23 protein-coding genes and 1 tRNA gene are annotated in these 21365 nt (G+C 70.8%); 18 read left to right on the top strand and 6 right to left on the bottom strand.

Annotated elements, in window-relative coordinates:
* The first annotated feature begins 211 nt into the window (after nucleotides 1-211).
* The 12 genes from K338_RS21140 (at nucleotide 212) to K338_RS0107555 (ending at nucleotide 11093) form a co-directional block, all read left to right on the top strand.
* The gene (locus tag K338_RS21140) at nucleotides 212-964 is read left to right on the top strand and encodes a hypothetical protein (RefSeq protein WP_022917561.1); all 753 of its coding nucleotides are present in this window, start codon (nucleotides 212-214) and stop codon (nucleotides 962-964) included.
* A 49-nt stretch (nucleotides 965-1013) separates the two neighbouring features.
* Nucleotides 1014-1811: a thymidylate synthase gene (locus tag K338_RS0107505; protein WP_022917562.1), complete on the top strand. Its 798-nt coding sequence runs from the start codon at nucleotides 1014-1016 to the stop codon at nucleotides 1809-1811.
* Between the two features lie 10 nt (nucleotides 1812-1821).
* Nucleotides 1822-2295 carry a dihydrofolate reductase gene (locus K338_RS0107510; RefSeq protein WP_342662711.1) on the top strand — a complete coding sequence of 158 codons (474 nt, stop codon included), beginning with the start codon at nucleotides 1822-1824 and terminating at the stop codon, nucleotides 2293-2295.
* Nucleotides 2296-2300: 5 nt separating this feature from the next.
* On the top strand, nucleotides 2301-3095 hold the full coding sequence (locus tag K338_RS24380) for a DUF4129 domain-containing protein (protein ID WP_022917564.1): 795 nt from the start codon (nucleotides 2301-2303) through the stop codon (nucleotides 3093-3095).
* Entirely contained in the window at nucleotides 3092-3604 is a 513-nt protein-coding gene (locus K338_RS0107520; RefSeq protein WP_022917565.1) for a hypothetical protein, read from the top strand. The genes K338_RS24380 and K338_RS0107520 overlap by 4 nt, the downstream gene beginning before the upstream one ends.
* Nucleotides 3601-4599 carry an AAA family ATPase gene (locus K338_RS0107525; protein ID WP_022917566.1) on the top strand — a complete coding sequence of 333 codons (999 nt, stop codon included), beginning with the start codon at nucleotides 3601-3603 and terminating at the stop codon, nucleotides 4597-4599. The genes K338_RS0107520 and K338_RS0107525 overlap by 4 nt, the downstream gene beginning before the upstream one ends.
* Nucleotides 4596-5948 carry a DUF58 domain-containing protein gene (locus tag K338_RS21150; RefSeq protein WP_022917567.1) on the top strand — a complete coding sequence of 451 codons (1353 nt, stop codon included), beginning with the start codon at nucleotides 4596-4598 and terminating at the stop codon, nucleotides 5946-5948. The genes K338_RS0107525 and K338_RS21150 overlap by 4 nt, the downstream gene beginning before the upstream one ends.
* A gap of 55 nt (nucleotides 5949-6003) precedes the next feature.
* A complete protein-coding gene (locus tag K338_RS0107535; RefSeq protein WP_022917568.1) occupies nucleotides 6004-6645 on the top strand; it encodes a hypothetical protein in 642 nt (213 codons plus the stop codon).
* A 198-nt stretch (nucleotides 6646-6843) separates the two neighbouring features.
* Complete coding sequence (locus K338_RS0107540; RefSeq protein ID WP_022917569.1) at nucleotides 6844-8079, top strand: D-arabinono-1,4-lactone oxidase; 1236 nt, start codon at nucleotides 6844-6846, stop codon at nucleotides 8077-8079.
* Between the two features lie 159 nt (nucleotides 8080-8238).
* Complete coding sequence (locus K338_RS21155; protein ID WP_022917570.1) at nucleotides 8239-8982, top strand: DUF4956 domain-containing protein; 744 nt, start codon at nucleotides 8239-8241, stop codon at nucleotides 8980-8982.
* Nucleotides 8979-9773 carry a polyphosphate polymerase domain-containing protein gene (locus tag K338_RS0107550; RefSeq protein WP_022917571.1) on the top strand — a complete coding sequence of 265 codons (795 nt, stop codon included), beginning with the start codon at nucleotides 8979-8981 and terminating at the stop codon, nucleotides 9771-9773. The genes K338_RS21155 and K338_RS0107550 overlap by 4 nt, the downstream gene beginning before the upstream one ends.
* Before the next feature lie 78 nt (nucleotides 9774-9851).
* The gene (locus K338_RS0107555; RefSeq protein ID WP_245542917.1) at nucleotides 9852-11093 is read left to right on the top strand and encodes a GmrSD restriction endonuclease domain-containing protein; all 1242 of its coding nucleotides are present in this window, start codon (nucleotides 9852-9854) and stop codon (nucleotides 11091-11093) included.
* A gap of 36 nt (nucleotides 11094-11129) precedes the next feature.
* On the opposite strand, the gene K338_RS21160 is transcribed toward K338_RS0107555, so the two are convergent.
* The 4 genes from K338_RS21160 to K338_RS0107575 all read right to left on the bottom strand — a co-directional run bounded on the left by K338_RS21160 (nucleotide 11130) and on the right by K338_RS0107575 (nucleotide 13501).
* A complete protein-coding gene (locus K338_RS21160) occupies nucleotides 11130-11336 on the bottom strand; it encodes a hypothetical protein (RefSeq protein WP_022917573.1) in 207 nt (68 codons plus the stop codon).
* Nucleotides 11337-11414: 78 nt separating this feature from the next.
* Complete coding sequence (locus tag K338_RS0107565) at nucleotides 11415-12143, bottom strand: MerR family transcriptional regulator (protein ID WP_022917574.1); 729 nt, start codon at nucleotides 12141-12143, stop codon at nucleotides 11415-11417.
* Nucleotides 12144-12230: 87 nt separating this feature from the next.
* Nucleotides 12231-12632 carry a VOC family protein gene (locus K338_RS0107570; RefSeq protein ID WP_022917575.1) on the bottom strand — a complete coding sequence of 134 codons (402 nt, stop codon included), beginning with the start codon at nucleotides 12630-12632 and terminating at the stop codon, nucleotides 12231-12233.
* Between the two features lie 5 nt (nucleotides 12633-12637).
* On the bottom strand, nucleotides 12638-13501 hold the full coding sequence (locus tag K338_RS0107575) for a helix-turn-helix transcriptional regulator (RefSeq protein WP_022917576.1): 864 nt from the start codon (nucleotides 13499-13501) through the stop codon (nucleotides 12638-12640).
* Nucleotides 13502-13677: 176 nt separating this feature from the next.
* Between K338_RS0107575 and K338_RS0107580 the strand changes: the two genes are divergently transcribed.
* The 5 genes from K338_RS0107580 (at nucleotide 13678) to mtr (ending at nucleotide 17197) form a co-directional block, all read left to right on the top strand.
* On the top strand, nucleotides 13678-13923 hold the full coding sequence (locus K338_RS0107580) for a DUF2249 domain-containing protein (RefSeq protein ID WP_022917577.1): 246 nt from the start codon (nucleotides 13678-13680) through the stop codon (nucleotides 13921-13923).
* Between the two features lie 2 nt (nucleotides 13924-13925).
* The gene (locus K338_RS0107585; RefSeq protein ID WP_040653315.1) at nucleotides 13926-14231 is read left to right on the top strand and encodes a hypothetical protein; all 306 of its coding nucleotides are present in this window, start codon (nucleotides 13926-13928) and stop codon (nucleotides 14229-14231) included.
* Nucleotides 14228-14578 (top strand): metal-sulfur cluster assembly factor, encoded by a 351-nt coding sequence (locus tag K338_RS0107590; RefSeq protein WP_022917579.1) that lies wholly within the window; start codon nucleotides 14228-14230, stop codon nucleotides 14576-14578. Before K338_RS0107585 ends, K338_RS0107590 begins: the two co-directional genes overlap by 4 nt.
* Entirely contained in the window at nucleotides 14572-15711 is a 1140-nt protein-coding gene (locus tag K338_RS0107595; RefSeq protein ID WP_022917580.1) for a hypothetical protein, read from the top strand. Before K338_RS0107590 ends, K338_RS0107595 begins: the two co-directional genes overlap by 7 nt.
* Nucleotides 15712-15787: 76 nt before the next feature.
* Nucleotides 15788-17197, top strand: coding sequence for a mycothione reductase (gene mtr, locus K338_RS0107600; RefSeq protein ID WP_022917581.1), 1410 nt, complete (start codon nucleotides 15788-15790; stop codon nucleotides 17195-17197).
* Between the two features lie 146 nt (nucleotides 17198-17343).
* Here mtr and K338_RS0107605 read toward each other — a convergent pair.
* Nucleotides 17344-17420, bottom strand: a tRNA-Met gene (locus tag K338_RS0107605).
* Nucleotides 17421-17573: 153 nt separating this feature from the next.
* Complete coding sequence (locus tag K338_RS21165) at nucleotides 17574-20636, bottom strand: UPF0182 family membrane protein (RefSeq protein WP_022917582.1); 3063 nt, start codon at nucleotides 20634-20636, stop codon at nucleotides 17574-17576.
* 128 nt (nucleotides 20637-20764) lie between these two features.
* On the opposite strand from K338_RS21165, the gene K338_RS0107615 reads away from it, so the two are divergent.
* Nucleotides 20765-21301 carry a PPA1309 family protein gene (locus K338_RS0107615; RefSeq protein WP_022917583.1) on the top strand — a complete coding sequence of 179 codons (537 nt, stop codon included), beginning with the start codon at nucleotides 20765-20767 and terminating at the stop codon, nucleotides 21299-21301.
* Nucleotides 21302-21365 lie beyond the last annotated feature (64 nt).

Below are 21365 nucleotides of genomic sequence, written 5' to 3' on the forward strand. Positions count from 1 at the left end.
AGTGACTCTTCGACAAGCCACACCTCACCCGGAGGTCCTCCTCACGTCAACGAACCACCGCGAGTGTCACCAACGTCCTGGCCGGGTACACCTAGAGCCGGTGATGCGCCGCGCCATCGGGCGCGGCTGCACCGTGGCACGTACCCTCGAAGCCGGGCTGGAGGTCAGCCTGACGATCCGTGCTGAGAAGCACGAGGGAGAAGGATGAGCTGTGCCGCGTCAGCGTTCCCGCACCGAGCAGCTGATCGATGCTGCGGTGACCATCCCGAGCCCACGGATCCGCGGCTACGTCGACTCCCTGCGCCGTGACCACCCAGACGCGGACCCGGAGGAGATCATCGAGATCCTGGCCAGCCGGTACCTGTGGGCCGTCTCCGGTTCCGGCGGTGCGGTCGGCGCGGCCGCAGCGTTCCCGGTGGTGGGCACCACCGCCGCGCTGGCTCTCACCGCTGGTCAGGTCGCCACGTTCGTGGCTGCCTCCAGCGTGCTGTGCCTGGCAGTGGCCGAGGTGCACGGCATCGCCACCGACGACGCCACCCGCCGGCGCGCACTGCTGCTGACCACCCTGCTCGGGGAGCGCGGACCACAGCTGCTGGAACAACAGCTCGGCCTGACCTCGGCCACCTGGGCCAAGGTGCTGCTCACCCGACTGCCGGTGGCCACGGTCAAGACCGTGAACCGCACGCTGCGGCACCGGATGACCAAGGTGGTCCTCACCAAGGGCTCGACCGTGTTCATCGGCCGGCTGCTGCCGTTCGGGATCGGCGCCGTGGTCGGGTTCGCCGGCTCCCGGGCGATGGGTAAGAACCTCATCCTCGGGCTGAACCAGGCGTTCGGCGCACCGCCGGTGACGTTCCCGCCCGCGATCGGTGACCCGCCGGCGCCAGCAGAGCTCGAGGGCGACCTCTTCGCCCATGCCGGCGAGCTGATCGCGTCCCGCACCGACGACCCGGACGCGCGTTGACCGGGCAGCTGACCCGATGGAGAGGTGCTCTCGACCTACACTGCACGGTATGCCGGACGCTCAGTACGAAGACCTGCTCGCCCGCGTGCTCGCCCACGGCACGCCGAAGTCCGACCGGACCGGCACGGGCACCCGGTCGGTGTTCGGCCACCAGCTGCGCTACGACCTCCGGCAGGGTTTCCCGCTGATCACCACCAAGCGGGTGCACCTGAAGTCGATCGTCTACGAGCTGCTGTGGTTCCTGCGCGGGGAGTCCAACATCAGCTACCTGCGCGAGCACGGGGTACGGATCTGGGACGAGTGGGCCGATGCCGACGGTGACCTCGGACCGGTGTACGGGGTGCAGTGGCGCTCCTGGCCCACTCCGGACGGTGGGCACATCGACCAGCTCGCCGGGGTGCTGCGCCAGCTGCGGGAGCAGCCGGACTCGCGCCGGATCCTGGTCTCGGCCTGGAACGTGGCCGAGCTGGACCAGATGGCCCTGGCCCCCTGCCACGCGTTCTTCCAGTTCTACGTGGCCGAAGGCCGGCTGTCCTGCCAGCTCTACCAGCGCAGCGCCGACCTGTTCCTGGGGGTGCCGTTCAACATCGCTTCCTACGCGCTGCTCACCCACATGGTCGCCCAGCAGACCGACCTGGAGGTGGGCGACTTCATCTGGACCGGCGGCGACTGCCACATCTACGACAACCACACCGACCAGGTGCGCACCCAGCTGGAACGCGAACCGTATGCCTTCCCGACGCTCGAGCTGCGCAGGGCGGCGGACCTGTTCTCCTACGACTACCCCGACGTGCAGGTGCTCGGCTACACCCACCACCCCGGGATCAAGGCACCGGTGGCCGTCTGAGATGTTGGGAATGATCTGGGCGCAGGCCCACGACCGGGTGATCGGGCGGGACAACGACCTGCCCTGGCACCTGCCGGAGGACCTCAAGCACTTCCGCACCACCACCGCAGGGGACGCTGTGGTGATGGGCCGCAGGCAGTGGGAGTCGTTGCCCCCGAAGGTGCGCCCGCTGCCAGGCCGCCGCAACGTGGTGCTCACCCGCAACCCGGACTACGAGGCCCCCGGTGCCGAGGTGGTCTCCTGCCTGGCGGACGCGTTGGCGCTGGTGGCCGAGGAGGACGCCTGGATCTGCGGCGGCGGCCAGGTGTACGAGGAGGCGCTGCCGTATGCGGACGTCCTGGTGGTCACCGAGATCGACCTGACGGTGCCCGGGGACACCTACGCCCCGCCGATCACCTCGGAGTGGGTGCGCGCTGAGGTCACCGACTGGCAGGAGGCCGCCAGCGGGCTGCGGTTCCGGATCGTCACCTACCGGAGGCGTTGACCGTAGTGCCGCCTGAAGATCCGTCGAGGCCGGAGGAGCCGCAGACCCACGGCGCTGCCCGCCGGGACCAGCTGCAGGCGATCACCCAGATCGTGGCGGTCGGTTTCGTGCTGCTGCTGGTCGTCGTGGCTGCCAACGTGATCGGCCCGTGGCAGGTGAACCCGCCGTTCGAGCTGGAGGCACCACCTACCACCGACGTGACCCCGCCACCGGCTACCGGTACCGCCAGCTCCACCGTCACCCCGGGTGAGCAGATGGAGTGGGAGGACGTCCCCGGCCCGGACCTGTCCTGGCTGGCGATCGTGATCACGGTGATCGGAGCGGCGGCAGTGGTGCTGGTGCTGCTCCGGGTGCTCGCCTACCTGCGCCGGCCGCGGGAGAAGGAGCCGGACGAACCCGGTACCACCGCAGACTACGGTGAGGTAGAGCCTGAACCGGACCTGCCGGTGCTGCGGGACGGGGTGCGCACCGCAGTGGAGCAGCTGCGGGCGGTCGGCCCGCCGCGGGACGCGATCGTCGCTGCTTGGTTGGCGATGGAGGATGCCGCGAACCGGTCCGGGGTACCGCGCAGACCCGCGCAGACGCCGACCGAGCACGCCACGGCCGTGCTCGACCGCACCGCGGCTGATCGGCGCGCCACCGAGCGGCTGCTGCACCTGTACCACCGGGCGCGGTTCTCCACCCAGGACCCGCAGCCGGCCGACGTGGAGGACGCTGCCGCCGCCCTGGAAGAGCTGGCCGCCTCCTGGCCCGAGCTCGCCCACGGCCCGGGCACCGGAGAAGGGACCGCGTCCGGATGAGCCACCCGCCCCAGTTCCGCCAGGCCCGCACCAGCGGCTTCGCCCACCGCTGGTCCCCGCTGCTGGCGGCGGTCGCTGGCCCTGGGCTGGCGCTGCTGGTGGGCACGGACCTGCCGCACGCTCTGCTCATCGGCGGCACGCTGGCCACGGCGACGCTGGTGGTCCGGGCACTCCCGTTCGGATCCCGCGCCACCTGGCCGGTGCTGCCCTACGGCCGGCGGGACGGCGCCCGGCGGGACGTCTCCTCCCTCACCTGGACGATGATCGACCGCGGCGGGCAGATCTCCTCCACCGGACAGAAGCGGCTGCGTGCCGTGCTCACCGCTGCCCTGGAGCTGCGCGGCACCGACCTGACCACCACGACCGGGCGAGAGCGGGCCAGCACCCTGGTGGGCGCGGACGTGGCACGCTGGCTCACCGACCCTGAGGCACCTGCCCCCGACCCGCGCGCGGTGCGGCGCATCATCGCCCGCGTGCAGGAGACCGACCACACGAAAGGCACCCTGTGACAGACTCCTCCATCGCCCCGCTGCCCGCCGCCGAGGTCGCCCGACTGGGCGAGCAGGTGCTGACCGAGGTGAGCTCCGTCGTCGTGGGCATGACCGAGCCGCTGCGCACGGCGCTGGCTGCGATCTGCGCCAGCGGGCACGTGCTGTTCGAGGACGTGCCCGGGCTGGGCAAGACGCTCGCCGCCCGGTGCCTGTCCACAGCACTGGGGCTGGAGTTCCGGCGGCTGCAGTGCACCCCGGACCTGCTGCCGGCAGACATCACCGGCTCGTTCGTCTACGACCCGACCGCCTCGGAGTTCACCTTCCGACCCGGACCGGTGTTCACCGGGTTGTTCCTCGCCGACGAGATCAACCGCACCCCGCCGAAGACACAGTCAGCGCTGCTGGAGGCGATGGCCGAGCGGCAGGTGACCGTGGAGGGCACCAGCTATGTGCTGCCGCGGCCGTTCCACGTGCTGGCCACCTCCAACCCGGTGGAGTACGAGGGCACCTACCCGTTGCCGGAGGCCCAGCTGGACCGGTTCATGGTGCGCCTGTCCGTCGGCTACCCGGACGCCTCCGGGGAGACCGACGTGCTGCTGCGGCGCATCGCCCGGCGGCAGGAGGCAGCCACGGTCGCCCAGGTCACCGATGCGCACACGCTGCGGGCGATACAGGCCGGGGTGGAGGCGGTGGACGCCGACCCGGACGTGGCGCGCTACTGCGTGGACCTGGCGGTGGCCACCCGTTCGCACCCGGCGGTGGAGGTCGGCGCCTCCCCGCGTGGGTCGCAGGCGCTGCTGCTGGTCGCCCGCGCGCGGGCGGTGCTGGACGGCCGGGAGTTCGTCACCCCGGAGGACGTGAAGGCGATCGCGGTACCGGCGCTGGCGCACCGGCTGGTGCTCACCCCGGCCGCCTGGGCACAGGGCACCACACCGGAAGCGGTCGTCGCCCAGCTGCTGGACGAGGTGCCCGGACCGGCGACCACCGCGAGCGCAGGTGCCCGGCAGCAGTGACCTCACCGCGCTGGTACATCGGGCTGGAGTCGCTGACCCTGGCCGTGGTCGGTGTGCTCGCCCTCGCCGTGGGGGCGCTGTTCTCCCGTCCGGACGTGGCGCTGATCGGTTCGGTCTTCGTGCTCACCTTCGCCTGGGGCTGGATCACCCGCCCGACGGCGCAGCCTGGGGTGGTCGTGCGCCGCACCTCGGCCCGGGCCCGGGCGGGCGCGGTGGCCGCCGAGGTGCACGTGCCGCCGATCGCCGGGGTGGAGACCGTGCGCCTGCGGGTCTCCTCGGCCGGGTTCCGCCCGGTGGAGGGGCTGGTGGATGCGCGGACCGAGCGGGTGCTGCCCACCGAGCTGGCCACGGCCCGCACCGGTGTGCAGGACATGTTCCGGCTGGACCACCTGAGCGCCTCGTTCGACTCCGCGGTGCTGTCCCCGGTGGCGAGGACCGGGCCGCTGCAGGTGACGGTGCACCCGCCGTTGGTGACGTTGCAGGGCACCCCGGTGCCGCCGCAGCTGGCCGGGCTGACCGGGAACCACACCTCCCGCCGGGTGGGCGATGGCACCGCGTTCCGGGACGTGCACCTGTTCACCCCCGGGGACCGGTTGCGCCGGATCGACTGGCGGGTCAGTGCCCGGCGGTCCTTGGACGTGCGCACCAGGCGGCTGACCGAGCTGTACGTGCGCCGCACGTACGCCACAGCGGACGCCACTGTGATGCTCGTGGTCGACTCCCGGGATGCCGTCGGGCCGGACGTGGCCAGCTGGGGTGGCGGTCAAGCCGCGGCGGTGGACGAGCCGATCTCCCTGGACCTCGCGCGGGAAGCGGCCACGGCGATCGCGCACGTGGTGCTCGCCGCCGGCGACCGGGTCGGGCTGGACGACCTGGGGCTGCGGCGCCGGCCGGTGGCGCCCGCGGCGGGGCGCGGCCAGTTCGAGCGGATCTCCCGGCGGCTGGCAGCGCTGTCCCCGGACAGCTTCCCGAGCCCCCGCAAACGTGCCCCACAAGTTCCCACGAGCGCACTGCTGGTGGTGTTCTCCACGTTCCTGGACGACGAGGCGGCCCGGATGGCCCGGACCTGGCGGGGACAGGGGCACCGGGTGATCGCCGTGGACACCCTGCCGCCGGTGCGCACCACCGGGCTGGACTCTCTCGGGGACTTCGCCTACCAGGTGGTGAAGCTGGAGCGGCAGGTGCGCTTGGACCAGCTGCGCCGCTCCGGTGTGGAGGTGCTGCGCTGGATCGACCCGGACTCCCCCAACGGGGCCGGTGCGGTCAACGTGGCCTGGCGGCTGCTCACCCGCGGCCATCGACATCGAGGCACCGGGGTGCCGGGGCGACCGGGAGCGGGGGTCAGGTGATGGGGGTCGGCCCGCGTGCGCACAGCTGCCGCACAGCCGGAGGGGAGGAGCAGCGATGAGCGAGTCCTACGGCGACCCGGGCCGCGCGCCTGGGGTGCGCGAGCAGATCCGGTCCATGTGGGGCGACTGGGACGTGTCCACACCGCGGCCCCGGCGGATGCCGCAGGTGGGGCTGCAGGTCGGTCGGTCCGTTCCGGCCTGGCTGGTGCGGGTGGTGGCCGGGCTGCTCGTGCTGGCCGCGGGTGCACTGGTGGCCACCGGTGTGGTGCAGCTGGTGGCGGCCGGGGTGCTGGCGGTGGCAGTGGCAGTGAGCCGCAGCGGCGCGATGCCGGGAGCGAGCGTGGCGCTGCTGCTGGTGGCGATGGTCACCCACCCGCCCGGAGAACCGGGCCTGCTGACTGTCTCTGCCGACCCGGTGGTCACCGCTGCTCTGCTGGTGCTGCTGCAGCTGATGGTGTTCCTCAGCCGGAAGGTGACCGAGCTGGGCCACGGCGCCCGGATCGAGCTGGCCGCGCTGGCGGCGGGCTGGCCGGCGGCCCTGGCGATCCAGGCGTTCGTGCAGCTGCTCGGGGTGCTGGTGGCCCTGGCCGGCGGCACCCAGGTCGGGCTGACCTGGCTGGCGGTGGTGGCCCTGGCCGCCCTGGTCGCGCTGGTCTGGGTCGGCCTGAAGGCACTGCGCCCCCACGACCCCAACTGACCCCGCACCCCCCACCCCTCCACGCGCTGAATCGATTCTGGCGATACGTGGCCCGTGGAGTCGTGCTCTGCGGTATCGCCCCGACGTCCGCGGTATCGATCTCGCACCGCGCCCTCTGCGGGGCCGGAAGCATCGATCGCGGCGCATCGAGGAGCTCGGGCACTAGATTGTTGCCCACCACGACAGAAGGATCAGGCGATGACGGAGACGAACTGGGCCGGCTGCTACACCTACACCGCGCAGCGCCTGCACCAGCCGGACACCGTGTCTGCAGCCCAACGGATCATCGCTGAGGCGACCCGGATCCGGGCGTTGGGCTCCCGGCACTCCTTCAACGACCTGGCCGACTCCGACGGAGACCTGATCAGCCTGGCGGCGCTGCCCGCGGACATCCATGTAGACGCCGACGCCCAGGTGGTCAGCGTGGCCGGCGGGGTGCGCTACGGCGACCTGGCCGCTGCACTGGACCGGTCCGGCTGGGCCCTGGCCGCGATGGCCTCGCTCCCGCACATCGCCGTGGCCGGCGCGATCGCCACGGCGACCCACGGCTCAGGTGACCGGGTGGGGAACCTGGCGAGCGCCGTCGTCGGCCTGGAGCTGATCTCCGCGGAGGGGGATCTCCTCACGCTCGACGAAGACCACCCGGACCTGCCCGGGGCAGTTGTGCACCTGGGCGCGCTCGGCGTGGTCACCCGGGTGCGGCTGCGCATCGAGCCGAGCTACCAGGTGGCCCAGTATGTGATCAACGACGTGCCCTGGGAGCACGCGCTCGGCCACTTCGACGAGCTCACCGCGGCTGCCTACAGCGTGAGCCTGTTCACCCGGTGGGACGCGGACGTGGTGGACCAGGTGTGGTTGAAGAGCCGCACCGGGCAGGTGAGCCTGCCGGTCGGGGTGGCCGCCACGGCCGCGCAGCACCCGATCCGTGGGATCGACCCCACGTTCGCCACCGACCAGCTAGGTGTGGCCGGGCCGTGGTTCGACCGGCTGCCGCACTTCCGGCTGCAGTTCACCCCGAGCGCGGGTGAGGAGATCCAGGCCGAGTACCTGGTACCACGCAAGCATGCCGTGGCTGCGATCGACGCGCTGCGCGGGGTTGCGGCGCAGCTCGCACCGCTGCTGCAGGTGTGCGAGGTGCGCACGATCGCTGCGGACGAGCTGTGGCTGTCGATGGCCCAGGGGCAGGACACGGTCGCCCTGCACTTCACCTTCGACCGTCGCCCGGAGGAGGTCCGCGCACTGCTGCCGCTGCTGGAGGAGACGCTGCATCGCTTCCAGGCACGCCCGCACTGGGGCAAGTGGTTCACCGTCGGCGCAGACCGGCTCGTCGAGCTCTACCCGCGGATCGAGGACTTTCGTGACCTGGCCCGCCGCTACGACTCCGGCGGCAAGTTCCACAACACCTTCCTGCAGCGCACAGTGCTGCCGCGCTGAGCCGCCCGGGCGTCCTCGTCTTCCCAGTACGGGCGCTCCCGCAACTGAGCGCTGCGGGCCCGGCGGCGCAGATGAGCGTTCTCTCATCGACCTCTCACCGCCACATCATGACCGCCACGCAGACTCTTGGGTCATACCCCGAAAGAGAAAGAGGACGTCATGTGGAACATCGCCTTGCCGCTCCTGGCAGACCTGGTCGCCATCACGCTCGTTGTCGCGGCCTACTTCCGTCGACACCAGCGCCGTGACCTGGTGCTCGCCTATGTCGCACTGAACATCGGCGTGCTGGCGGTGACGATGATGCTCTCCTCGGCACCGGTGGGTGCGGGTCTGGGGCTGGGCCTGTTCGGCATCCTGTCGATCATCCGGCTGCGGTCGGACTCGATCACCCAGGAGGAGATCGCCTACTACTTCGTGGCCCTGGCGCTCGGCCTGCTAGCCGGGCTGCACCCCGGGCCGCTGTGGGTGACCCCCGCGCTGTCCGCGCTGCTCGTGGTGGCGATGCTGACCGTCGACCACCCGCGGGTGCTGCCGCGTGCCCGCCGTCAGCTGCTCACCTTGGACCGCGCCGTCCCGGCTGAGTCCGAGCTGCGCGCGCTGATCGAGCAGCGGCTGGACGTGGACGTGAAGCACCTGATCGTCGAGGAGGTCGACTTCGTCCGCGACGTGACCGTGGTGGACGTGCGGTTCCGGCGGCGTCCGGAGCAGGAGACCACCGCAGCGACTTCGGCTGCTGCGACCGACCAGTGGCAGCAGTGGCCGGCCGGTGCTGCTGCCGGCCAGTCGGCCCCGAGCTGGCCGAGCCCGGCCCGCCCGGTGGCCGACCGGGTCGGTCCAGCAGTGAGCAACCCGACCGCACCAGCGATGGATCCCTCGAACAGCTACGCAGGTGGGCAGCGATGACGACCAGCACACTCACCTCGGCGCGGGAGGCGGTGGACCGCGCATTGGGGCTGATGCCCACCCTGGACCTCGCCGAGGTCACCGCCGCGGCTGATCTGCAGACCCGCACCGACCGCAAGTACCTGGTACCGGCAGCAGACTTCCTGGCGCTCACCCGGGAGCTGGACGGCACCCTGGCGGTGCTCGAGATCGAGGGCAGGCGCACATTCGACTACGAGTCGGTGTACTTCGACACCCCCGAGCTGCTCGCCTACCATGCCCACGCCCGGGGTCGGCGCCGCCGGTTCAAGGTCCGCACCCGCACCTACCTGAACTCGGGCCAGTGCGCACTGGAGATCAAGACCGAGGGTGGCCGCGGCGAGACGGTCAAGGACCGCCACCCCTATGCCGCCGCCCAGCGGTACGACCTGGATCGCAGTGCCCGGGAGCTGGTCGGCACTGCGGTCGGGAGCCGGCCGCTGGCCCAGCGGTTGCAGACCTCGTTGGTCACCCGGTACTCGCGCACCACGATCGTGGACACCCACACCCGTAGTCGGATGACCTGCGACGTGGACCTGGCCTTCAGCGACGACTCCCGCCGGCTCACCGGCCCGGGCGGCCTGGTGCTGGTGGAGTCCAAGACGGTCGGTGCCGCTGGACGGGTGGACGCGATCCTCTGGCGGCTCGGGCACCGCCCGGTGGCGCTGAGCAAGTACTGCGCCGGCCTGGCGCTGCTGGATCCGCGGCTGCCGGCGAACCGCTGGAACCGGACGCTGCGCCGAGGCTTCGACTGGCTGCCGGCAGCCAGCTGACCAGCACGCTGCCACCCGCAACCTGGCCGAGCGCCGCGCGGCTCGGACCACCGGCTGCGGCAGGCCATACTTGTACTTGTGAACAATCGCAGGCCCGGGCGGCGCGGCTGGGGTCCGTGGATCGTCGCCGGCATCCTCGTGCTGCTGCTGGCCGGTCTCGACCAGGGTGGTGTGCTGGTCGCGCTCGCCCTGGTCACCGGCGTGCTCGGGATCGCTCTGCTCTTCTGGCGCAGCCAGCGCCGCCGCGGCGCCGGGATGGTGGCCACTGCGCTGGTGGCGCTGCTGGTCGGCGGTGCGGTGCTCGATGCGCCAGCCGAGCAACCGCCCGCGGCGAGCACCACCGCCCCGGCTGCGACCCCGTCTGCCGCAGCCCCCACTGCGGCCACCCCGAGCCCGACCGAGCAGACCCAGGAGTCGCCGTCCCCCGCCACCGAGACGTCCCCCTCGGCGAGCGCCGCCAGCGACTCTCCCTCCGCCGCGCCAAGCCCCGACCGGGGCGAGGACGCCCCCGACGAGGCCCGCTCCGCCGTCGACGTGCTGGCGCTGCTGGAGGTCAAGGGCCGGGCAGCGAAGACCGGCTACGACCGGGACGCCTTCGCCTACCGTGAGGTGGATGTGGACCGCAACGGCTGCGACACCCGCAACGACGTGCTGAATCGCGACCTGCAGGCCCGCACCCACCGGTCGGGCACCGGCGGCTGCGTGGTGCTCACGGGCATGCTGGCCGACCCCTACAGCGGGGAGTGGATCGCCTTCGTGCGTGGTACCGGCACCTCCAGCGAGGTGCAGATCGACCATGTGGTGGCGCTCTCGGACGCGTGGCAGAAGGGGGCGCAGGGGTGGGATGCGGCCACCCTGGCACAGTTCGGGAACGACCCGCTGAACCTGCTTGCTGTCTCCGGGCCGCTGAACGCACAGAAGGGGGATGGCGATGCGGCCACCTGGCTGCCACCGGACCGGTCCTACTGGTGCCCCTACGTGGCCCGCCAGGTCGCGGTCAAGCACGCCTACGACCTGTGGGTCACCAAGGCCGAGCACGATGCGATGGCCCGCGTGCTGGCTTCCTGCCCGGAGCAGCCACTGCCCAGCGGGAGCGAGCCCGGCCAACCACCTGCCACGAACGTGCCGACGCCACCGCCGGCCGAGCCTGCCACCCAGGCTCCGCCGTCACCCTCCTCCCCGGGCGCTGAGGTACCCGGTGAGCCGTACTACGCGAACTGCACTGAGGTGCGGGCCGCTGGTGCCGCGCCGATCCGTGCGGGAGACCCGGGCTGGAGTCCCCGGTTCGACGGCGACGGGGACGGTGTGGGCTGCGAGTAGCCGGTCGGTCTCGCTGTGCTGGTGACTGCGCCGCGGTCAGCGACGGCGGCAGCCGAGGCCGCCGGACTCGCCACCGAGGGCCAGGCCCAGCGAGATCCCGATGGCCACCCCGATGCCGATCCCAGTCACGATGTTGTCCAGCGCGATGCCGATGCCCACGCCGATCGTCGCCCCGAAGACGATCCACGGGATGGAGAACAGCTCGCGTGGTCGGGGTCCCGGCTCGTGGTTCTCCTCGTCCATGGGTGCAGGTTATGCCCGTGGCTCCGGCGAGCGGATCCCCCGTAGGGGGAGATCGGGCCTCCCTCCCACGGGGAGCGCTCAGGCGGTCGCCTGCCGGATGAAGTCGAGCTGTTCGGGGCTGGGGCCGCCGTGCTCACGCTGGATCTGCTCGGCGTTGTCCGCCTGCATCGCGTACAGCGACTCGCGCAGGCCCTCGTCACCGCGGTGGAACTGAGCGAGCAGCTCCTGCCACTCCCGGCCCAGAGCGCGACCCTCCGTGCTGGTGGGGTCCACCCCGTTCTCGACGGCGGAGCTCACTCGACCGATCAGGTCCGGCCAGGCATTCTGCACCTGGGCGATCTGGTCCGCCTCGGCCTCCTGCCGTTGCGCCAGCTCGGCGAGCTGTTCGGGGGTGAAGTACTTCTCGACGGTCTTGTCCACGACGATCACCTTTCTGATCAGGGTCAAGAAGTCGGCGGGAGTGCGGTCCTCGGCCGCCTCCAGGGTGGCCTGCAGGCTGGCCCGCAGCCGGTCCAGCTCGGTGAGCTGGGCCTGCACTGCGGTCAGGTGCTGGGTGAGCACCGGCCGCAGCGGTACCTCCTCGGCCAGGACCTGCCCGATGGTCGCCAGCGGCACGCCGAGACGGCGCAGCGCCAGCACCCGGTACACCTGCTCCACGTCGGAGCCGGTGTAGTAGCGGTGCCCGGAGAAGGGGTCCCGGGTCGGCGAGACCAGGCCGAGGTCGTCCCAGTGGTGCAGGGTGCGCACGGTCAGCCCGGTGGCTCGGGCGAGCTCACCGACCTTCCAGGCTTCCTCGTCGCTGGTCACGAGTGTCCCTCCGTCGACTTCACCGACCGCCCGGTGCGGCCGGCGTCATGGACGCTAGGACCTGACGTCGCGTGAGGTGCAAGGGCCTCACGTCCTCGGCTCACCACGGTAGGCCCCGAACGACCAGAGGTTGCCCTCCGGGTCGGCGGCGACGAACTCGTAGTTGCCGTAGTCCTGCTGTGCCGGTTCACACACGATCGTCGCCCCGGCGGTGCGGGCACGCTGGTAGATCTCGTCGACGTGGTCGGTGACCACGTAGCCGCCGAAGGTGCCGGGCTGGCGGGACCACTGCCCGTCCGGCTTGTGCGAGCCGAGCATGATGCCGCCACCCTCGGGCCAGTCGAGCTGGGCGTGGGCGATCCGGTCGCCGTCGCGGTACACCGCGGTCTTGACGAAACCGAACGCCTCGACGAGGAAGGCGATCAGGGCCGGGCAGTCCCGGGCTTGCAGAGTGGGCCAGACAGTGGGCGCGGGGGTGTTGGTGTCCATAGCTGTCACTCTGGCCCGTTCCGGTGCCCGCCGGCTTGGATGTTTCGGCGCTCCTCGGCGACCCATCCGCTGGGGGCGATACCGGCAAGGTCGTGGAACTCGCGCACCAGGTGCGGCTGGTCGTAGTAGCCGCACTGCTGTGCGACCTGCGCGAGCGACTGCTCCTGGCCGGTGCGCACCCCGGCGGCAATCTGCGCGGAGGCGTGCTGGAACCGCATCAACCGAGCCACGCCCTTGGGACCCAGACCCAGCTCCCGGTCGAAGAGGGTGCGCAGCTGGCGCTCACTGAGCGCTACGTGCTCCGCGAGCCCGCCGACCGTGCCGGCGCCGCGCCGGCGGGCAAGCCACCGCCAGGCCTCGGTGAGCTCCGGGCGCACCGCAGTCTCGGCTCGCTGGGCGCGGCAGCGCAGGTAGGCCTCGAGCAGCGCGAACCTGCGCTGCCAGTCGGGTTCCTCCAGCAGACGCTCGCGCAGGTGGTCGACCGCTGGTCCGAGCAGATCCGCACCCTCGATGGTGAGCAGGTCCAGCTCGCGGGCCGGGACTCCGAACAGTGCCGGTGCGGCCAGCGGGTGCACTGCGACCTGGATACCGGCCTCGTGGACGGGTTGGTGCACGTAGGCGGGTGCGCTGTGCAGACCGGCCACCAGCACGTCGTTGCAGTGCGCGGCCGTCGACGCCAGGTGCTCAGGGCTACGTCCGGTGGTGATCGGTTCGTCCAGGGACAGGATGAACGTGAGGTAGGGCGAGGGCAGGCCGCGGTGCACGCCCGGGGTCCGGCCGGTGGAGTGGTAGCCGACCACGGAGGCGACCATCCCGGGCAGCGCAGGTGCGGCGCGCAGGAAGGTGGTCTGTCCTCCGGGCTCGGCCATGCCACCACGGTAACGACGTGGCTGCGTGACGGCGAGAGTACGCCCAGGGGCGCGGGAGTGGGCCGACGAACAGCGAGAGAACCGGCAAACCGGTGCCGGTGTGGCCGCCGATGGGTTTATTCACAGTGAACTGGTAACAATTAGGTGTCCGATCACCTACCGAAAGAGGCCATCTGATGACCGACGAGCAGACTCTGGACGTCCGCAACGAGATCCCGAAGCGTCGGCACGAGCTGATCTTCGAGCACTACTTCGCTCTGGCCGCCGGGGAGTCGTTCCTGCTGGTCAACGACCATGACCCGAAGCCGCTGTACTACCAGTTCGCCGCAGAGCACGAGGGGCAGTTCAGCTGGGAGCCGGTGGACCAGGGCCCCGAGGTGTGGAGCGTGCGCATCGGCCGCACCGCCGCGCCGTCGGCCTGAGCATGTCTGCTACGACCGAGAACCAGGCCGGACAGGCTGGACCGGCCGGACAGGCTGGCCACGCCGACCCGGTACTGGTCGGCGACCTGACCACAGTGCTGGTGAAGACGCTGCGCGCCCTCGGTCAGGCCGGGCAGCCGGACCAGGCGCTGCCGCTCGCGGCTACCGCCTGGTCCCGGCTGCGGGCCGCGCACCCGGAGCAGGCAGAACGGATCAACGGCACGATGCACTACCTGGCCCGCAGGCCGGACTCCGCGCCGGTCACCGGGCATCCCGCACCGCCCCAGGGCGCTGACGGAAAGGGGTGAGCACCACGTCCGACCCGTTGCTGCCCCTGGCGGGCTGGCTCACCGACGGCATCGGCAGCGAAGAGGTGGTCGGTGACCTGCTGCGCGAGGTGATCGATCCCGAGCTCGGCCTGAACATCGTCGACCTGGGCCTGGTGTACGAGGTGACCGTGACCGACGGCACCGCTCGTGTGGTGATGACGCTCACCACGCCCGGCTGCCCGTTGAGCGCCTACTTCGAGGACACCATCGCCGAGTGCCTGTGGGGCGCTCCCGGGGTGGAACGCGTGGATCTGCAGATCGTCTGGGAGCCGCGGTGGGAGCCGTCGATGATGAGCGCAGCGGCGAAGAAGGCCTTGGGATGGTGACCCAGCGCCCGATCTCCTTGGGCACCCCGCGTGGGCGGCGCACCCGGTGGACGCCACCGCTGATGGCGTGCGCCGCTGCCGTGGTGATCGGTGCGCTCTGGTCGGGGCTGGTGCACCTGGGGCTCCCGCTGCCCGAAGGGGGCACGAGCCTGCACGAGGGGCACGGGCCGATGATGATCCTGGGCTTCCTCGGCACGGTGATCACCCTGGAGCGGGCGGTCGCGCTCGGCCGGGCGTGGGCCTATCTGGGTCCGGCCACAGCCGGCCTGGGCGGAGTGGCGGTGCTGGTCGGTGGCCCGTCGTCGATCGGCCCGGTGCTACTGACCGTGGCGGGTGTGGTGCTCCTGGCGGTGTTCGTGGCGGTGCACCGGATCCAGCCGTCGGTGCACAACGCGGTGATGGCTGCCGGGGCGCTGTGCTGGATCGCCGCCGGCGGGCTGTGGCTGGCGGGCTGGGACGTGGAGCGGTTCGTCCCGCACCTGGCCGGGTTCCTGGTACTCACCATCGCCGGGGAACGCCTCGAGCTCTCCCGGCTGGTCGGTGCCACCGGGCGGTCGCGGGCGGTGTTCGTGGCGATCGTCGCAGTGCTGCTGGTCGGGCTGGTGCTCGCCGCCGTGGCGCCGCCTGTGGGGATCCGCACAACCGGCGCTGCGCTGCTGGGGCTGGCGGTGTGGTTGGCCCGCAACGATGTGGCCCGCCGCACGGTGCGGATGACCGGTGCGGCCCGGTACATGGCGGTGGCGCTGCTCGCCGGCTACCTGTGGATGGCGGTCACCGGGGTGCTGTGGCTGTGGATCGGGCGTCTGCACGAGGGCGGTCCGCACCAGCCGTACGACGCGATGCTGCACGCGCTCTTCCTCGGGTTCGTGATCTCGATGATCTTCGCGCACGCGCCGGTGGTCATCCCCGCCGTGCTCGGTCGCCCGCTCCCCTACCGGCCGGCCTTCTACCTGCCGTTGCTACTGCTGCACAGCTCCCTGCTGCTGCGTCTGGTCGGCGGGGTGGCCGGGCAGCACCTGGTGCTCTGGCAGTGGGGTGGGGTGCTCAACGAAGTTGCGCTGCTGATGTTCATCGCGATGGTGACGATCACCCTGGTGCGGTCCCGGCGCCGACGCACCGCCGCTGCCCGGTAACCTCGTACTGTCGCGGCGGGGCCGCGCCACGCCGGTGGCGCCAGACGGCAGTCCCCGCCGGCGGAGAGGAGCTCGGATGCACAGCCCTGCCCACGAGGTCGCGGTGGACCGGCACTATGACCTGATCATCATCGGCACCGGGTCGGGCAACTCGATCCCCGGCCCGGAGCTGGACGAAAAGTCGATCGCGATCATCGAGGCGGGCACGTTCGGTGGCACCTGCCTGAACGTCGGCTGCATCCCGACGAAGATGTACGTCTACGCCGCTGACGTGGCGCTGGAGACCGCCCGGTCCGGGCGACTGGGTCTGGACGCCCACGTGGACGCCGTCGACTGGCCGGGCATCGTCTCCCGCATCTTCGAACGCCGCATCGACCCCATCGCCGAGGGCGGTGAGGCCTACCGGCGCGGACCGGAGACCCCGAATATCGACGTATACGATCAGCACGCGGTGTTCGTCGCCGAGCGTACGCTGCGCACCGGCCAGGGCGACCGGCAGGCGATCATCTCCGCCGACGAGGTGGTGATCGCGGCCGGGTCGCGCCCGTTCGTGCCGGAGGCGATCACAGCCTCCGGGGTGCGGTACCACACCAACGAGGACATCATGCGGCTGCCCACGCAGCCCCGGTCGATCGTGATCGTGGGCGGTGGGTTCATCGCGATGGAGTTCGCACACGTCTTCGACGCGCTGGGCACCGAGGTCACCATCGTGTCCCGCTCCTCGCTGCTGCGCCGGCTCGATGCCGACCTGCACGAACGGTTCAACACCCTCGCCGTCGAACGTTTCGACGTGCGCGAGGGCCGCACAGCCATCGGCGCTGAGGAGGACGAGGACGGGGTGACCGTCCGGCTCGACGACGGGTCGACCGCGACCGGTGAGGTGCTGCTGGTGGCCACCGGCCGGGTGCCGAACGGTGACCGGCTGGACCTGGGCTCGGCCGGGATCGAGATGACCGAGGACGGTCGCGTCGCTGTGGACCGCTACGGGCGCTCGACCAGCGCGGAGGGCGTGTGGGCGCTGGGTGACGTGTCCTCCCCGTACATGCTCAAGCACGTGGCCAACGCCGAGATGCGCACGATCAAGCACAACCTGCTGCATCCGCAGGACCTGCGGGCACTGCCGCACGAGCACGTGCCGTCGGCGGTGTTCACCCACCCGCAGATCGCCACAGTCGGACTGACCGAGGCAGAGGCGCGGGCCCACGGCCACGAAGTCACGGTGAAGGTGCAGGCCTACGGGGACGTCGCCTACGGCTGGGCGATGGAGGAGGAGACCGGTATCTGCAAGCTGGTCGCCGACCGGTCCACCGGCCAGCTGCTCGGGGCGCACTACCTGGGTCCGCAGGCGGCCACACTGATCCAGCAGATGATCACTGTGCTGACCTTCGGGCTGGACGTGCGCGAGGTCGCCACGCAGCAGTACTGGATCCACCCGGCGCTGCCGGAGGTCACCGAGAACGCACTGCTCGGCCTGGACTTCGGCTGACCAGGACCGCAGCAGCCAGGCACACGAGCCTCATTGCCGTGGGTGAGTCGTGATCGTTTCAGGTGAGTTTCCGTGGGGCCGACAGAATAGGGCCCGAAATGACGAACGGCGCGACCCCAACTTTTCGTTGGAATCGCGCCGTTCCTTGGTGGCGGGGGAGGGATTTGAACCCTCGACCTCCGGGTTATGAGCCCGGCGAGCTACCGAACTGCTCCACCCCGCGTCGGTAGCCACTACTCTACGGAACGCGCCCCGCTGGAGCAAATCCACTGTCGGTGGCTCCAGTCACACTCTGCGAGGCACCGTTCTCGGCGGGCAGGTGCCGACCGGCTGACGGTCCCGGGGCGGTGATCGCCCCGGGACCCTCAGCAGTGGCTCAGCCGTCGGTCGGCTCCTCGGTCGCACCGTCACCGGAGCCACCGTCGGCACCATCGCCCGCACCGGCCACCGGCTCCCCGGTCAGCTCGGACTCAGCCTCCAACGCTCTGGCCAGTGCTGCGTTCAGGCGCTCCTGCGCCTCCCCGTAGGCGGCCCAGTCGCCGTCTGCCATCGCCTGCGAGGAGTCCTCCATCGCCGCCGACGCCTCCTGCAGAGCCTCGTTCAGCTGCTGCTGGGCATCGGCGTCGGCGGAGCCGGTGTCCCCGCTGTCCGCAGAGTCATCGGTGCCTTCACCGTCGTCGGTGCCCTCGTCGTCAGCCGGTTCGTTCCCGGCGTCCCCGGCATTGGCACCGGAGTCACCCTGGAACACCTGGTCGAGAGCCTCGTCCAGGGTGTGCGCGAAGCCGATCTCGTCACCGAAGGCCACCAGCACCCGCCGCAGCAGCGGGAACTGGGTGCTGCCGGAGGACTGCACGTACACCGGTTGCACGTACAGCACACCACTGCCGGCCGGCAGGGTCAGCAGGTTCCCGGGCACCACTGTCGAACCGCCGCGGGCGAGGATGTTCAGCTCGTTGGCCGCATCGGTGTCGGAGTCGAAGTTGTTCTGCACCTGACCGGGTCCGGGCACAGTGATGTCCCGGGGCAGCTCGAGCAGAGTGATCGTGCCGTAGTCCTCGGAGATCTGGCCCGCTTGGTCCCCCGGTTCGGCGTTCACCGACATGTAGCCGGTGAGCACGTTCCGGGTGTCGTCGTCCAGGATGAACTGGGAGGTCAGCGAGAAGTTCACGTCCTCCTCGTTCCCCGGCATCGCCAGAGACAGGTAGTACGGCGGCTGCGGCACCGGGTTGGACGACGTCGGATCGTTCGGCACCCGCCAGAAGTCACTGGTGGTGTAGAACGTGGCCGCGTCGGTGACGTGGTACTTGCTGAGCAGCTCACGCTGCACCTTGAACAGGTCCTCGGGGTAGCGCAGGTGGCTCATCAGGTCGCCGCTGATCTCCGAGACCGGACGGACCGTGTCGGGATAGACGTCCATCCAGGTCTGCAGCACCGGGTCCTCGGGGATGAACTCCTCCCCCTCGCTGCTCCCCTGGCCCCAGGCGTACAGGGTGACCGAGCCGTCGTAGGCGTTCACCACGGCCTTGACCGAGTTGCGGATGTAGTTGATGTACTCCGGCAGCTCGGCGATTTGCTGCTGGCCGTTGGACAGCGAGTCGATGATCGCCGACTCCAGCTCCTGCCGCGCGGAGTACGGGTACTCGTTGGAGGTGGTGTAGGCGTCCACCACCCAGACGACCTCCTTGGTGCCGTCCCCGTCGGTGTCCACCACGGCCGGGTAGCTGGTGCCGTCGGTGGTCAGGAACGGTGCCACCCGGTTCACCCGCTCGATCGGGTCGCGGTAGTACAGGATCTGCGACTCGTCGGTGACCCGGTCGGAGAAGATGATCTGCTCGCTGCCGAACCTGGCCGCGTACAGCAGCTGGTTCCACCAGTTGCCCACAGAAGGACCGCCGTCACCGGTGTAGGTGTTGTTCACCACGCCGTTCGGGGCGCTGTCGTCCGGGTAGTCCAGCTCCCACGGCTCGGTGCCCTCCGGAGCACCGACGATCGAGTAGTCCGGGGCGTTCGGGCTGAAGTAGATCCGTGGCTCGTAGTCGCCCAGGTCGCCGACACTGGGGATGCCCCGCTCGATGAACTGCGGGCGGCCGTCGGCGGTGACAGTGTTGCCGCGTGCGGCGACCACGCCGAACCCGTGGGTGAACACGGTGTGGTCGTTGACCCAGCTGCGCTCACCGGAGCCGCTCAGGTCCAGCTCGCGCACCGCGACCACCGTGTCGGTGCTCTGCCCGTCGATGTCGTAGCGGTCCACTGCCAGCGTGTTCGGGAAGGTGTAGTACTGCTTGTTCTGCTGCAGCTGGCGGAAGGTGGGCGAGACGATGTTCGGGTCGAGCAGCCGGATGCTGGCCGTGGACCGTGCGTCCGCCTGCAGCGCGCCCTCCTCGGCGACCGTCTCCGCCTCGTAGCGTTCCACCTCCACCCGGTTCAGGCCGTAGGCGTCATAGGTGGCGTCGATGTTCCGTTGGATGAACTCGGCCTCCAGCGCCTGGGCGTTCGGGTTCACCCGCACTGCCTGCACGATCGCCGGGTACGCCCCGCCGACCAGGATCGCCGAGACCACCATCAGAGCCACTCCGACCGCCGGCAGGCGCCAGTTGCCACGCGCACCGGTCCACACGAACAGCAGGGCCACGAACACCCCGATGACGGCGAGGATCGCCTTGGCGGGCAGCACCGCGTTCACGTCGGTGTACGAGGCGCCGTCGAACCGGTCACCCACCTGGGAGAGCAACGAGTACCGGTCCAGCCAGTAGTTGACGGCGATCAGCAAGGTGATCAGGGCCGCCAGGATCGCCGTGTGCACCCGGGCGGCGCGGGAGATCCGCTGCCCCTGGTTCATCGGCTGCAGCGCCCCGTAGAGGTAGTGGGTGAACACCGCCGCCACCGCGCTCAGGATCGCGGTGGCCATCAGGAAGGACACCACGAACCGCAGGAACGGCAGGGTGAACATGAAGAAGGACAGGTCGATGCCGAACTGCGGGTCGGTCTCTCCCCAGTGCTCCCCGTGCAGCGCCAGGAGGGCATTCTGCCACTGCGCGGTGGCTGTGGAGCCGGCGAAGAAGGCGGCCACGATCGGCGCACCGATGAACACCGCACGGCGCAGCGGCTCGAACGCCTCCCGGTACCGGTCCAGGTCCTGCTGCTGCGTGGTGGTGGGCACGTACATCGGCCGGTTCCGGTACGCCAGGTGCAGGTTCAACCAGACCGCCCCGCCCATCACCGCGGCACCGAGCACGAACAGCACCGCACGGGTGATCCACTCGGTGCGGATCACCTGCGTGTATCCGATCTGGGAGTACCAGAGCCACTCGGTCCAGAACCGGGACATGATCAGGAACAAGACGACCAGCCCACCGATCACCAGCAGGGTGGGCAGCAGCGGACCCCGGCGTCGGCGCCCAGTCGGGCCTGATGCTGGTCGGCTGGCGGCGAATGACACGAAAAAGCACCTCGGTGGGAATGTGGTCGGAACGTGACAGGCCCGGCACTCGCCGGGGCTCTACTGCCACAACGCATGGGCCTACAGGAAAGTTTCGCACACCCGGGGGCGCCTGCGACCATAGACGCATGGACTCCGAGCTCTCCGCACGCACTGCTGCTCTGTCCGAGGTCGTCCGGGAGGTGGAGCGGCACGTGTCCGCCCAGGGCTGGGACGGTCCGGTCGTGGTCTATGCGTTGGTCCGCTCGGCTGACCTGCTCGCGTCCAGCCCAGAGATGGCTGCCGAGCTCCCCGACGACGCAGCCACCGATCCTGAGCACCTCACCGCGATCATCCAGGAGGGGCTGCCGGAGGCGGACACGCTCGAGGACCTGCTCGCCCAGCTCGCCTGGCCGCAGACCGTGGACGGCACTGCGATCGTGGTGGAGCGCATCGTGGTGCCACCGGAGGCGGAGGCGGGCATGCCCACGGACTCCGATGCCGCCGTCGAGTACCTGATGAGCCACCCGGACCGGCAGGACGTGCGGATCGCCGCCGGGGTGCTGCGCAGCGGTGAGTCCTGGTGCGCGCTACGTTCCCGCACCAACGACACCGACGACGCCGTCGGCGGCGGACCGGAAGCCGTGCCCGGCCTGGTCGACGCGCTGGCCGCCACCCTGCGCTGAGGGCCCGCGAACACCCTGTTTCGCGGCCGCCGACCGGCGTGTCGCCGCGAAGCAGGGCGTTCGC

This window comes from Ruania albidiflava DSM 18029, assembly GCF_000421225.1.
Taxonomy (GTDB): Bacteria; Actinomycetota; Actinomycetes; order Actinomycetales; family Beutenbergiaceae; genus Ruania; species Ruania albidiflava.

Excerpts from the sequence above, each read along its gene's own strand:
- K338_RS0107505 (WP_022917562.1), top strand. The coding sequence starts at position 1,014 with ATGCCGGACGCTCAGTACGAAGACCTGCTCGCCCGCGTGCTCGCCCAC.
- K338_RS0107510 (WP_342662711.1), top strand. The coding sequence starts at position 1,822 with ATGATCTGGGCGCAGGCCCACGACCGGGTGATCGGGCGGGACAACGAC.
- K338_RS0107520 (WP_022917565.1), top strand. The coding sequence starts at position 3,092 with ATGAGCCACCCGCCCCAGTTCCGCCAGGCCCGCACCAGCGGCTTCGCC.
- K338_RS0107535 (WP_022917568.1), top strand. The coding sequence starts at position 6,004 with ATGAGCGAGTCCTACGGCGACCCGGGCCGCGCGCCTGGGGTGCGCGAG.
- K338_RS0107540 (WP_022917569.1), top strand. The coding sequence starts at position 6,844 with ATGACGGAGACGAACTGGGCCGGCTGCTACACCTACACCGCGCAGCGC.
- K338_RS21155 (WP_022917570.1), top strand. The coding sequence starts at position 8,239 with ATGTGGAACATCGCCTTGCCGCTCCTGGCAGACCTGGTCGCCATCACG.
- K338_RS0107550 (WP_022917571.1), top strand. The coding sequence starts at position 8,979 with ATGACGACCAGCACACTCACCTCGGCGCGGGAGGCGGTGGACCGCGCA.
- K338_RS21160 (WP_022917573.1), bottom strand. The coding sequence starts at position 11,336 with ATGGACGAGGAGAACCACGAGCCGGGACCCCGACCACGCGAGCTGTTC.
- K338_RS0107570 (WP_022917575.1), bottom strand. The coding sequence starts at position 12,632 with ATGGACACCAACACCCCCGCGCCCACTGTCTGGCCCACTCTGCAAGCC.
- K338_RS0107575 (WP_022917576.1), bottom strand. The coding sequence starts at position 13,501 with ATGGCCGAGCCCGGAGGACAGACCACCTTCCTGCGCGCCGCACCTGCG.
- K338_RS0107580 (WP_022917577.1), top strand. The coding sequence starts at position 13,678 with ATGACCGACGAGCAGACTCTGGACGTCCGCAACGAGATCCCGAAGCGT.
- K338_RS0107585 (WP_040653315.1), top strand. The coding sequence starts at position 13,926 with ATGTCTGCTACGACCGAGAACCAGGCCGGACAGGCTGGACCGGCCGGA.
- K338_RS0107595 (WP_022917580.1), top strand. The coding sequence starts at position 14,572 with ATGGTGACCCAGCGCCCGATCTCCTTGGGCACCCCGCGTGGGCGGCGC.
- mtr (WP_022917581.1), top strand. The coding sequence starts at position 15,788 with ATGCACAGCCCTGCCCACGAGGTCGCGGTGGACCGGCACTATGACCTG.
- K338_RS0107615 (WP_022917583.1), top strand. The coding sequence starts at position 20,765 with ATGGACTCCGAGCTCTCCGCACGCACTGCTGCTCTGTCCGAGGTCGTC.